General features: G+C 68.6%; 9 protein-coding genes. 7 read left to right on the forward strand and 2 right to left on the reverse strand.

Annotation, left to right across the window (positions count from 1 at the left end):
- Nucleotides 1-214 precede the first annotated feature (214 nt).
- Nucleotides 215-1,600, forward strand: coding sequence for a type VII secretion protein EccB (eccB, locus tag H7J86_RS28615; protein ID WP_267295050.1), 1,386 nt, complete (start codon nucleotides 215-217; stop codon nucleotides 1,598-1,600).
- Here eccB and mycP read toward each other — a convergent pair.
- Both mycP and eccD read right to left on the reverse strand, forming a co-directional pair.
- A complete protein-coding gene (gene mycP / locus H7J86_RS28620) occupies nucleotides 1,529-2,887 on the reverse strand; it encodes a type VII secretion-associated serine protease mycosin (protein WP_308204879.1) in 1,359 nt (452 codons plus the stop codon). The genes eccB and mycP overlap by 72 nt on opposite strands.
- The gene (gene eccD, locus H7J86_RS28625) at nucleotides 2,884-4,203 is read right to left on the reverse strand and encodes a type VII secretion integral membrane protein EccD (RefSeq protein ID WP_267295054.1); all 1,320 of its coding nucleotides are present in this window, start codon (nucleotides 4,201-4,203) and stop codon (nucleotides 2,884-2,886) included. Before eccD ends, mycP begins: the two co-directional genes overlap by 4 nt.
- 88 nt (nucleotides 4,204-4,291) lie before the next feature.
- On the opposite strand from eccD, the gene eccCb reads away from it, so the two are divergent.
- The 6 genes from eccCb to H7J86_RS28655 all read left to right on the forward strand — a co-directional run.
- The gene (gene eccCb / locus H7J86_RS28630) at nucleotides 4,292-7,906 is read left to right on the forward strand and encodes a type VII secretion protein EccCb (RefSeq protein ID WP_308204880.1); all 3,615 of its coding nucleotides are present in this window, start codon (nucleotides 4,292-4,294) and stop codon (nucleotides 7,904-7,906) included.
- A complete protein-coding gene (locus tag H7J86_RS33465; RefSeq protein WP_267295056.1) occupies nucleotides 7,888-9,030 on the forward strand; it encodes a type VII secretion-associated protein in 1,143 nt (380 codons plus the stop codon). The genes eccCb and H7J86_RS33465 overlap by 19 nt, the downstream gene beginning before the upstream one ends.
- A gap of 75 nt (nucleotides 9,031-9,105) precedes the next feature.
- A complete protein-coding gene (locus H7J86_RS28640) occupies nucleotides 9,106-9,414 on the forward strand; it encodes a WXG100 family type VII secretion target (RefSeq protein ID WP_267295058.1) in 309 nt (102 codons plus the stop codon).
- Between the two features lie 9 nt (nucleotides 9,415-9,423).
- Entirely contained in the window at nucleotides 9,424-9,720 is a 297-nt protein-coding gene (locus tag H7J86_RS28645) for a WXG100 family type VII secretion target (protein ID WP_090359725.1), read from the forward strand.
- Nucleotides 9,721-10,035: 315 nt separating this feature from the next.
- Nucleotides 10,036-11,277, forward strand: coding sequence for a helix-turn-helix domain-containing protein (locus H7J86_RS28650; RefSeq protein WP_170847331.1), 1,242 nt, complete (start codon nucleotides 10,036-10,038; stop codon nucleotides 11,275-11,277).
- A gap of 102 nt (nucleotides 11,278-11,379) precedes the next feature.
- Nucleotides 11,380-12,422 (forward strand): aldehyde dehydrogenase family protein (locus tag H7J86_RS28655; protein ID WP_267295060.1); only part of this gene is annotated, 1,043 nt, incomplete at its 3' end.

A 12,422-nucleotide genomic window follows, 5' to 3' on the forward strand; every position in this document is an offset into this window, starting at 1 on the left:
GATGCGACAGCTTAGCGTTTTCCTGCGGTTCGAGAGTTGATCATGACGAGGGTTCGTGCGGCCGGGGTTCGCGCTGACGCGTTCCCGTCGTGCGGGAGATTTGCTGAACAGTCCGGCAATCGGTTGCTGCGCCACACCACAGTTCGTTGACAACGCAACGAAACTGGTGTGCTTCCCGTCGCCGGAATGCCCTTAGGCTCGAAACCGGGGACATATGGACCGGAACGCGACCACCAAACTACAGGCCAGCGGCCACCGCTTCCTTTCGCGGCGTATGGAATACGCGCTGGCGTGCCGCGACACCCGCATGCTCGGCGACCCGATCCGGGCGCACTCGCTGGCTCTCGCCGCCGGTGCGGTGCTGACCGTCGTGGTCATGGGCGTGTGCGTCGGGTTGGCAGTGATCAGACCGCGCGGCACCATCGGCGATGCGCCGATCGTCATGGCTCGCGAGTCGGGGGCGATCTATGTGCGGGTGGGCGACACGCTCCATCCGGCAATGAATCTGGCGTCGGCCCGGTTGATCGCTCGCACGCCCGCGACGCCGGCACTTGTCAGCGCCGCGAGTATCTCGGTGGCAAAACGCGGTCCCCTGATGGGTATCCCGGGGGCGCCGGCGGCGTTGCCTACCGTGCCTTCGGCGGCAGTGGCGTGGACGGTGTGCGACGGTGGCGATGCGACCACGGTGTTCGTCGGCGCGGCCCACGGCGCCGAGAGCGCGCCGCCGCTGCTCGTCCGCCCCGCCGGTGAGGGCGCGGCCACCGTCTACCTGCTCTTCGACGGCCGGCGAGCCCTCGTCGACCTGCGGGACCGGCCCGTGACGAGGGCCTTGCGTCTCGACCATGTTGAGCCACTGATCATCTCGCGAGCGATGCTGAATCTGGTACCCGAGGTCGCCGCCATCGGCGTACCCGTCATCGAGGGGCTCGGCGAACCCGGTCCGTCGCGCCTGCCCGGCAGCCGGGTGGGCTCGGTACTTCAGGTGCGCCGCACCGACGCCGCACCCGACCATTACGTCGTACTCACATCCGGGATACAGCGGATCGGGCCGGTGGCAGCCGATCTCATCCGATTCGCCGTCGTACAAGGCGAGCCGGTTCGAGACGTTCCCGCGGATCGGATCGCCGAGATCCCCGTGGTCGAGGCATTGCCGCTGCGGTATCTCCCGCGCAGCGGCGCGACGCCGGCCGGACGTGACCTCACGGCGCAGGTGTGTGTGCGCTGGGTGCCCTCGGGCACGGGTGCCGCGCCGGATGTCACCGTGACGGTCGACAAGTCCCCGCCGATGCAATTTCCGACGATCGCCTTGGCCCAAGCCGACGGGTACGGCCCGCACATCGATGCCGTCGCGATCCCGGACGGCGCGTACGTGCACGCGACGGGCGCAGCGGGGGCGGGCGCGGCGACCGGACCGCTGTTCCTCATCGACCAGGCGGGTGTGGCGTACGGACTCGAGAGCCCGGAGACCGCGCAGAGTCTGGGATTGCCCGGCACACCTGGCAGCGGGCCGTGGCCGATCCTCGCGGCGCTACCGCGGGGACCCGCGCTCAGCAGTGCCGCCGCGTCCGTTCAACGTGACGGGATCACGCCGCCGGCGTAGACGCGCCGACGAGATCAACGCCGCGGCGGCGGTCATACACACTGCTGCGCCCGCGAGCGCCCGCCGGCCGGTGCCCGAGGAAGTGTGCTCGAGCGCCGGTGGTACTGCGCGTACGGCGGGGGAGGAACGCGAGATATCGGGTGCGGCACCGTCGAGTGCGCCCACCACATCGACGATTCCCTGCCCGACAAGCGGATTCCATCCGGATCCCGGGGTGAGCGCGGTGTCCTCGATCCGCTTCATCACCTGGCGTGCGGTCAGGTGCGGCATGGCCGACCGCAGCAGCGCCGCAATCCCCGCGACGAGCGGTGCGGCATAGCTGGTTCCGGAAATAGTCTGCGGTGCAGCGTCATCGGGAGCCTGGTCCACCAGGCCTTCGCCGGACGGGCTCAGTGACACCACCGCTTCGGCGGGCACGGCCACATCCACCCATGGGCCGCCCAGCGTGAACTCCGACGGCATACCGTCGGTGCGTGCCGACCCGACGGTCAGCACGTACTCGTCGTACCAGCACGGGCTTGCCACGACCTCCACGCGCTCCCAGTCCGGGACGCTCCCGGATGTCGGATTCTGCTTCGGGCAGCTGCCATGTCCGCCCACGTTGCCCGCGGCCGCCACCACCACCGCGTTCTTCACCTCCACCGCGTAGGCCAGGGCGGCCCCGAGTGCCCGATCGTCGAGGGCCTCACCAGCCGCGACACAGGCCACCGTGGAGATGTTGATGACCGTCGCGCCGAGGTCCGCCGCCAGACGTACCGATGCCGCCAGGGTGTCGACATCGCCGACGCCCTCAGCTCCGCCGACCTCACGGAATCGGCTGCTGGACTGCCGGATACCGAGAATCGTCGCTTCGGGCGCGACCCCGCTGAACCCGGACTCCTCGTCGGGTGCCGAACCGATGAGGCCGGCGACGATGGTTCCGTGCCCGTCGCAGTCCTGCGTCCCGTCACCGGTGGAGACGAAGTCGCCGCCGGGTATCAGGCGGGGCAGGAGCCGATGGCGCGCAACCCCGGTGTCGATGACGGCCACCGTCTGACCGGCTCCCCGGGTCACTGCCCACGCCGCTCGCAGATCGGGCCGGGCCGGGACTCGACGGGACGCGGCGGCCCCGCTGGTCGTGGCGCATGCCTTGAATTGCTCCGTTCGGTAGGGGGCTGCTGCCGGGCCCGGGGCAGGCAGCAACGTACCGTCCACCGTCGGCGGACCGACCGCGTTCGCCGGCGGGGCCGAGCTCAGCGATGCGATGACAAGCGCTGCCGCGGCAATCGGCCGCGTCACGCGCGTCACCACGGCAGATCCAGGTGCCGCGCGATACCGAAGACTCCGGCGGCCCATCCGGCCAACGGGACAGCGGCAACCAACAGGGCGTGTTCCAGCACATCGACGCCGCGGAGCCACACCGGGCCGAAGGTGTGGCGCTGCGCGTACAACCCGCCGGTCACCCCTACCGTCGTCACCGCGATCCAACCGGCCTGAGCCGGAACCGCCATCAGCAGTATCGCGGAAGCCGCTGTGGCACTGATCAATCCACCTGTGACCAGAGCGATCCGGCACGAACTGTCGGCGTACAGTCGCGACCGCAGAAACAGTGCGCCGGCCACCACGGCGACCAGTAACGGCCCCGCCGTCGGTACCGTCCCGGCCCGGGCGCAGCCCACCGCCATCAGGACAGAACCCGTCGCGGCTGCGGCGGCGCCACCTGACACGATGCCGGCCAGCACCTCACCGGCGTACCCGGCACGTCGATCGGTGATGCGCGAATCGCCATGACCGGGGATCACCGGCGCCAAACCCGTCAGCGCGATGGTCAACCGGGCCGCGGTACCCACGCCGGCCAGCGCGGTGAGCACCAGGATGGCGGCAATGACGATGACCCCGACCGGGGTGATCACGGCGAGGGCGGTCGCCATCGCGAGCAGGGACGCGTACGTGGCGTACGCGGTGAGAAGTGTGGTACCGCAGGCGCTCAGCCGTCCGAGTACGACCGAGGTCAACGCAGCGGCGGCCGATCCCAACAGCACTCCGGGGGCGTGCAGCGCCGCTCCGGTGGCGAGATGGCCTGCGGCTGCGCTGAACACGACCGCGACCGTGCACGCTGCGGTGCGTGCACCGGGTGCGCGACGGGCGACCACGGCGGACAGGCCGACGATGAACGCGGCGACGGCCGCCGCCGCTGCTGGATGACCGTTCCCCGTCAGCGTGTACATCAGGGTGGCGACGGCGATCGTGACGCACCACGCCCACGCCTCGGGTGCCCGAGCCTCGTGTCGAGGCGCGCCGGCCGAGATCACGGTGCGGAAATCGCCGCGTGTGGAGGGCCGGAACGCCGGCGCGGAGACACCTGACATGGTCAGGATGTCGCCGTCCTGAATACCGCACTCCTGCAGGGTCATCGACTCATCGAGCGGCCCGTCGGGCACCCGGTGGAGCCGCCAGGTGCGGGCGGTCTCGGTGCGTACACGGGAACCGGCCACGAGATCGACGACCTCGGGCAACAATGCCGCCAGCGGTACACATCTCGGCAGGACCAGATCGGTCATCTCGCCCGACCATGCGACCGACACCCGGCACAGCGAATCCTCCACCGCAGTGAACCCCCTCACGCTGCTTCCACGGTAGTCACCCGGAGATCGGTGGTGACGCACCAATATCGGGTGGAACCGACCGGCACCCTGATGCGTCGAACCCGGTGTGGAACTTGTGAAGCCACCGCCGCCGGCTTCGGGGCCGGTGGAGCTGCGGCGCCCACCGGACCTGCCTGCCGTCCCTCCGGTCAACCCGTTGGCGCGCCTGCTTCCGCTGGTGATGCTGGTGGCCGTCGGCGGTATGGTCGCGGTGTACCTGACCTCGGGGCAGTCGGCTGCCCGCAATCCGGTCTTCCTGCTCTTTCCCGTCATGATGCTGGCGTCGGCGATGGGTACCTTGGCGCACACCTTCCGCGGCCGTACCGGAGAGGTCGACGCGGGGCGCCGCGGCTATCTCCGGTATCTCGACACCGTGGTCGACGAGGCCACGGAGACGGCGTGCAGGCAACATCAGATGCTGCACTGGACCCACCCGGATCCGGCCGCGTTGTGGACGATGGCCGGTGGGGCGCGCATGTGGGAACGGCGCCCCGGCGCCCCGGACTTCGGGGTGATCAGGGTGGGGCTCGGCGCAGTGGCGCTGTCGACACCCTTGATAGCTCCGCCGGCCGGCACGGACGAGGAGACCGACCCGGTGACCGTCGGTGCGCTGAACGACGTCCTGGACCATTGCACGTTGCTCGACGACGTGCCGGTCACGCTGCGGTTGGCGGATTGTCCCCGGGTGTCGATCGGTATGGACCCTGCTTCGGCGCGGAACCTGCTGCGCGCCATGGTCTGTCAACTGGCCATGCTGCACAGTCCGCGCGATGTCAGGATCGCGGCCGTGGTACCGGTCGGCGACGGGCACTGGGACTGGCTGAAATGGCTGCCGCACCACCGCGACCACGAGGTGGTCGACGCTGCGGGTCCACGCCGGCTCACGTTCCCCGATCTCGATGCAGCACGGGAAGCCTGCCGGGCGCTGCGTGCCGTCCAGGTGGTGATCGTGGTGGACGGCGTGGATGTTCCGGCAACAGAGGTCGGTGCCGGTGTCACGGTGGTCGACATCTCCGACGCCGGGGCCGCGGGCCTTCCGCCCGGATGCCGCGCGGATGGAATCAGTCTGGCCGAGGCGCTGATCTGCGCCCGCCGCCTGGCACCGCATATGCCCGACCGATCGGCCGGGGCGGTGACGGGTTGGCCCGAACTGATCGGCATCGGGGCCTCCGGAGCCCTCGATCCGGACGTGGCGTGGCGTCCACGCACGGACGGGCTGCGGCTCCGGGTGCCGATCGGGTTCACCGAAGACACCGACAGTGCCGCAGGTCCCGTCGTCCTGGACATCAAGGAGGCCGCGCACGGCGGTATGGGGCCACATGGACTGTGTATCGGTGCGACGGGCTCCGGGAAGTCGGAGTTCCTGCGGACCTTGATCCTCGGGCTGATCGCGACGCACCCACCCGAGGAACTGAATCTCGCGCTGATCGATTTCAAAGGTGGTGCGACGTTCCTCGGACTGGACCGCGCCGCGCACGTCGCCGCTGTCATCACCAACCTCGCCGACGAAGCACACCTGGTGGACCGCATGCGGGATGCGCTCACCGGTGAGATGAACCGCAGACAGGAACTACTTCGGGCGGCAGGAAACCTGGCCGGTGTGCACGACTACCGGCAGGCGCGGGCGGCCGGCGCTGACCTGCCCACACTACCGGTGTTGTTCATCATCGTCGACGAATTCTCCGAACTGCTCAGCCGGCAACCGGATTTCGCCGAGCTCTTCGTGGCGATCGGACGGGTCGGCCGCTCTCTGGGGATGCATCTGCTGCTGGCGAGTCAGCGCTTCGACGAGGGCAGGATGCGCGGGCTCGACACCCACCTGTCCTATCGCGTGTGCCTGAAGACGTTCTCCACCAGCGAGTCCCGGGCCGTACTGGGAATTCCGGACGCCTATCATCTACCGGCCGCACCCGGCTCCGCTTATCTGAGGACGCCGTCAGGGGAGACGGTCCGCTTCCGCACCGCGTTCGTCTCGGGGCCGGTGGGCGGGCCGGCCCCGAACGTCTCGGGTGCGCCATGCCTGTTCACCGCCGCACCCGCCGGGAGAGACATGCACACCGAGGTATCGGCGGCGCCCACGATGCTCGATGCCGTACTGGACCGACTGACCGGCCGCGGCGTCCCCGCACACCGGGTCTGGCTCCCGCCGCTGGACGAACCGCCGGCGCTCGGCGATCTCCTCGCCGCGCACGGGTCCGGCCGGCTTCGGGTACCGATCGGTCTGGTGGACAACGCTTTCGGGCAACGTCACGAGCCCCTGATGGTGGACTTCGCCGGCGCTGCCGGGCACGCCGCGGTGATCGGTGCCACCCGATCGGGAAAATCCACGGTGCTGTGCTCCCTCATCCTGGCGCTGGCGGCGACCCATGATCCGGGCGAGGTGCGCTGCTACCTGCTGGATTTCGGTGGTGGCGCGCTGTCCTCGCTGGACGCATTGCCCCACACGGGTGTCTGCGCCGGACTCGGAGATGCCGAGCTGGCCCGCCGGGCCGTCGCGCATGTCCACGACGTGCTGCGGAGCCGGGAAGCGGGGGTGCGCGATGAGCACGGCGACATCTTCCTGATCGTCGACGGGTGGGCGGCCATGCGGCAGGAATGCGACGGCTTGGAGGAAGCGATCACGGCGCTGGCGGTGCAGGGTCTCGCACATCGGATCCACGTCGTCGTCGCCGCGTCCCGCTGGGCGGACCTGCGGCCCGCGCTCAAGGATCACCTGGGTACCCGCGTCGAACTCCGACTCGGTGATCCCGCCGAGTCGGAGATGGACCGCAAGCGGGCTCGGCTGCTCGCCCACCGCGGACCCGGCACCGGCCTCAACCGCGACGGGCTGTCCCTGTTGATCGCATGCCCGACCCTGTTCGGTCTGGATACGCCTGCGGCGGTGCAGGTTTTGCGTACCCGGCACGCCGCGCACGCGATCCCCCGGATCGAGGTGCTGCCTGCCATGGTCCGCTGGTCCGGCGGCTCGACACCCGAAGGTTCTGCTTCGACCACGGTTGCCGTCGGCCTAGGGGAGAGCCGGATGCAGCCGGTGACGATCGACTTCCGCAAGCACGGTCACCTCATCGTGCTCGGTGAGAGCGAATGCGGAAAGACGGCGGCGTTGCGCACCCTGTGCCGTGGGCTGACGCGTTCCAGTGGTGCCGAGGCCGTCCGGTTGCTCATCGTGGACTACCGGCGCAGCCTGCTCGGCGTGGTGGAATCGGAACATCTGGCCGGGTACGCGATATCGGCCGAGGCCGTAGCGGTCCAACTGCCGCCCATGCTGGAGCACCTGCGCTCCCGGCTACCGGGACTCGACGTATCGCAGCAACAGTTGCGTGACCGCTCATGGTGGTCCGGGCCGGAAATATACGTCGTGATCGACGATTACGACATGGTCCCGTCGGACGGCGGAAACCCGCTGAGCCCGCTGCTGGAATATCTACCCCACGCCAAGGACGTGGGCCTGCACATCATCGTTGCGCGGCGCTCCGGCGGAGCCGCCCGGGCCATGTTCGACCCGCTTCTGGCCCGGCTGCGCGAATTGGGTGGCGCCGGCCTGATGATGAGTGCGGGGCCGGAGGAGGGGGCATTGCTCGGCTCGGTGCGCCCGGTGCCGCTGCCGCCGGGCCGGGCCACCCTCATCCTCCGGGGATCTGCGGCCGAACGGGTTCAGCTCGCGTGGACCGAGCCGCAGTGACGGCGGTCGCGGTGCTCTTCGGCCCGGCGTCGGTGCGCGGCCCGTGCCCCGTGCGCGGCGAATTAGTCAGGGCGGGACTGGATTTCCTCGACGACCGGGACACGATCGTCGACGATCTGCCGGTATCGGTGGATTCGGTGCTGAGGGAGATCATCGGCACCGTGGTGGGGGGCGACGGCCGGGTCGTCGACGGACTGGTGCTCGTCTGCCCCGGGTGGTGGCCGTCGGCGCGGCTGGATCGTATCCGCGCGGCGGCCACCGCGGCATGCGCCGAAGCCGTCGTGGTGACCCGGGCGCACGTACATCGGCGCCGACATCCTGGCGCCGACATCCTCGTGGAGATCACCGACGAGTTCGTCCTCGCTGCGACAGCGGACACCACGGTGCTCGTCGTCCCGAGACGCACGGGGGTGGCCGCAGCAGTGGCGGCCGGCCTCGACGAGCCCGCGTCGGTGCTCATCGATGCGCCGGGCGGCGTCGCGGGCGCGCGGGCCGTCGCCACCGAGATGGCCGCCGGCCTGCGGCGTGGCGGCGAGGTCGCCATCGTCGGCGACCATCAGTTGCTCCAGACTGCCGGCGACATGTGCGCGTCGCCCGCCGACCCGCCGCGCCACCGGTGGCCATGGGTGGTCGTCGTGTGTCTGCTGGCTGCGGCCACCGCCGTGGCGGTGGCACTGCATCGCCCACCACGCGAACCATCGGACCGCGCAACGGTGTTGATCACGGAAGGCCGGGTCGCCGCAAGGGTTCCCGCAGACTGGGTGGTCGAAAGGATCACCGCCGGAACGGGGTCGCGTCGCGTCCAGGTCACCGAATCCGGCGGCGAGCGTGCGCTGCTCATCGTGCAGTCACCGGCCGAAGTCGATATGGCCACGACGGCAACGACTCTCGCCTCCGCGCTGCACAGGGAAGACCCCACGGTGTTCACCGATTTCGAGGCCACCCGACAGCGCGCCGGCCGGCCCGTGATCAGTTACACCGAGGCCAGGGCAGGCAGGAAGATCGAATGGTCGGTCTTCCTCGAGGGCGGAGTGCGGATCGCCGTCGGATGCCAGAGCACCATCGACCGGGATGCTCGGGAGATCTGTGACCAGACCATCGCATCCGCCCACAGCGTGCGGTGAGCAAGATCCGGATCAAGGGAACCGAAACGCCGCCCGCTGCGTCCAACCTCAGTAGTACCCGACGAGAGGACTCAGATGACTTCGCTGAACACCGATTTCGATCTCATGCACGTGGTGGCGGGACAGATCGACACGCATAACGAGGAGATCCGGGCAATGCTCGGATCGTTCATCGGGCGGATGAGTTCCGTCCCGCCGTCGGTGTGGGGCGGTGCTGCGGCGGTGCGTTTCCGTGAGGTCGTCGAGCGGTGGAACGCCGAATCGACGGCATTGCACAACGCCTTGGCGCGGATCTCCGAAACCATCCGGCTCAACGAGCGCACCCTGCGCGAGGCCGGCGACAACCATTCCCAGCAGATCGCCGCCATTACCACCCACCTGTAAGGAGTCACGATGGATGCCACGCTGTCCTACAACTTCGACGAGATCGAGTACACGGTCCGTCAGGAGATTCACACCACCTCGGCGCGGCTGAGTGCGGCGCTGGAAGAGTTGCGGGCACAGATCACGCCACTGCAGCAGACCTGGACCCGCCACGCCGCCGAGGCCTACCGGATTGAACAGATGCGCTGGGACCAGTCGGCATCGGCCTTGCAGGACATCCTGTTCCGGCTGGGAAATGCGGTCCGCGACGGCGCTGACGAGATCGCCACAACCGACCGGCAAGCCGCCAATGCCTGGGGTTACTGACTCCTCGGCGTTGCCATGAACCTGCGCGGTCCCGCCGGGGGGAGGACCGGCGGGACCGCGCAGTCAGACCAGCTCGGTGCGTGCAGAAGTGACAAACTCACTCAAATGTCCTGTCGGACATGCCACTCACGAGTGGCCGGATGCGGCAGGTTCTGTCCGGCGGTCTGTTCGGCTCCTCGTCGGGATCCTCCCCGGGGCCGGAGATAAGGGCTATGGTGTGGGATGCGGCCGAGGCAGTGAGGCGTCGGGCCGTGATCGGGAGCGTGATCATCTGTGAGGACGACCAAGGGGCCGAGTGCTCGGGAGCTTCGTGCTGTGCACGAACTCTTCGTCGCAGGCGAGGTCGACGTCGCTGAGCTGGAACCGACGACGGTGCGGCCGGTGGTCGCCAAGAGCTGGCAGCGCAGCCTCGCCAAGGGCGTGGATCCGGATTTCGATCGGGCCCGGCCCGCCGCGGTGGGCTCCGGCATCGCAAAACTGCGTGATTCCCACCCACTGGCACCCGCACTCCCGGTGATCCGCCGGCTACTCGTCGACGATGCCGTGGATGCGGGCGTTGTCGTGGCCGTCACCTCGGCCGACGGCACCCTGCTGTGGGTCGAGGGCGATCCGAGGGCGCGCCGCAGAGCCGAACAGATGAACTTCGTGCCCGGTGCGGATTGGAGTGAGCGCAGCGCAGGCACCAATGCGCCCGGGACCGCGCTGGCGCTGGACCGCGAGCTGCAGATCAGGGGTTCGGAGCACTTCTCCCGCGTCGTGCAGCCGTGGAGCTGTACCGCCACCCCCCTGCACGACCCCGATACGGGGGCACTGCTCGGTGCCATCGACCTCACCGGGGGTGCCCAGGCCGCGTCGGCCCAAACGTTGGCGCTGGTCAGGGCCACCGCGCTGGCTGTGGAGAACCATCTGGCCCTGCTGCGGCTGACCGGGAGCGTCCCGGAACCGGCGACGCGCAAGCCGCACCTGGTGGTGTTGGGCGCAGACCGCCCGCGTTGGGTGACCACCGACGTCTACGGCCACCTGCGCGCAACGATGCTGACCGGGCGACATGCCGACATCCTGGTGCTGCTCAGCAGGCACCCCGAGGGACTGTCCGCAGACCACCTGGCCGTCCTTCTCGACGACAAGGACCTGGACGTGGTGACGGTGCGGGCCGAGATGTCGCGGCTGCGCAAGGTCATCGGCGCCGAGTACCTGGAGTCCCGTCCGTATCGCCTGCTGGTCCCGATCACCACCGATATCGGTGAGGTGTTCGACGCCCTTGACCTCGGCGATGTCGAGTCCGCGCTGGCCGCCTACCACGGTCCTCTGCTGCCTCAGTCGGTGTCACCGTCGATCGCGCGGCTCCGCATGCAGCTGTCGGCGAGTATGCGCGGTGCGGTGCTTGCCGAGTGTTCGCGCGGCGATATGTCCCCGCTGCGGCGCTGGCTGGACCTTCCGGAGGGACGCGACGATCGGGAAGGCTGGGAGGCGCTGCGCAACAGTGCCTCGATCGGTCCCGTGGGACGCGCGCAGGCCGGCGGACACCTCGCCGGGCTCGACTTCGAACTGGGCTGAACCGCCCGTATCCGGCACCCCGTGCAACGGTGGTGCAACCCTGCCCTTCGTACATTTAGTGACGATCGACACACTTCGCTGTCCCATGGAGGAGAGATTCCCATGACCGTTTATGCGCGCCCGGGTACTGAAGGCGCTTTGATGTCTTTTGAGTCCCGTTATGGCAATTTCATCGGTGGGCAGTGGGTGGCCCCGGTGGCTGGCCGGTATTTCGAGAATCCGACGCCGGTGACGGGGCAGGTGTTTTGTGAGATCCCGCGTTCGGATGAGGCTGATGTGGAGTTGGCGTTGGATGCCGCGCATGCGGCGGCGCCGGGGTGGGGTAAGACCAGCCCGGCGGAGCGGGCGGTCATCTTGAACAAGGTCGCTGATCGGATCGAGGAGAATCTGGATGCCGCGCATGCGGCGGCGCCGGGGTGGGGTAAGACCAGCCCGGCGGAGCGGGCGGTCATCTTGAACAAGGTCGCTGATCGGATCGAGGAGAATCTGGAGTCGATCGCGGTGGCGGAGTCTTGGGATAACGGTAAGCCGGTCCGGGAGACGTTGAATGCCGATATTCCGTTGGCGGTGGATCATTTCCGGTATTTCGCCGGGGTGCTGCGCGCGCAGGAGGGGTCGTTGTCGCAGATCGATGAGGACACTGTGGCGTATCACTTTCATGAGCCGTTGGGTGTGGTGGGGCAGATCATTCCGTGGAATTTCCCGATTTTGATGGCGGTGTGGAAGTTGGCGCCGGCGTTGGCGGCGGGTAATGCGGTGGTGTTGAAGCCGGCTGAGCAGACTCCGGCGTCGATCTTGTATTTGTTCTCGCTCATCGGGGATTTGTTGCCCGCCGGTGTGGTCAACATCGTCAACGGGTTCGGGGTGGAGGCGGGTAAGCCGTTGGCGTCGTCGAATCGGATCGCGAAGATCGCGTTCACCGGGGAGACGACCACGGGTCGGTTGATCATGCAGTACGCCAGCCAGAACCTGATCCCGGTGACCCTGGAGCTGGGCGGGAAGTCGCCGAACATTTTCTTCAGCGATGTGTTGGCGAGCAACGACGCGTATCAGGATAAGGCGTTGGAGGGGTTCACGATGTTCGCCCTGAATCAGGGTGAGGTGTGTACGTGTCCGTCGCGGTCGTTGATTCAGGCTGATATTTA

It is taken from the genome of Mycobacterium hackensackense, assembly GCF_025822555.1.
GTDB classification, from domain to species: domain Bacteria; phylum Actinomycetota; class Actinomycetes; order Mycobacteriales; family Mycobacteriaceae; genus Mycobacterium; species Mycobacterium fluoranthenivorans.

Coding starts and splice junctions, on each gene's coding strand:
- H7J86_RS28640 (WP_267295058.1), top strand. CDS start 9,106: ATGACTTCGCTGAACACCGATTTCGATCTCATGCACGTGGTGGCGGGA.
- H7J86_RS28645 (WP_090359725.1), top strand. CDS start 9,424: ATGGATGCCACGCTGTCCTACAACTTCGACGAGATCGAGTACACGGTC.
- eccB (WP_267295050.1), top strand. CDS start 215: ATGGACCGGAACGCGACCACCAAACTACAGGCCAGCGGCCACCGCTTC.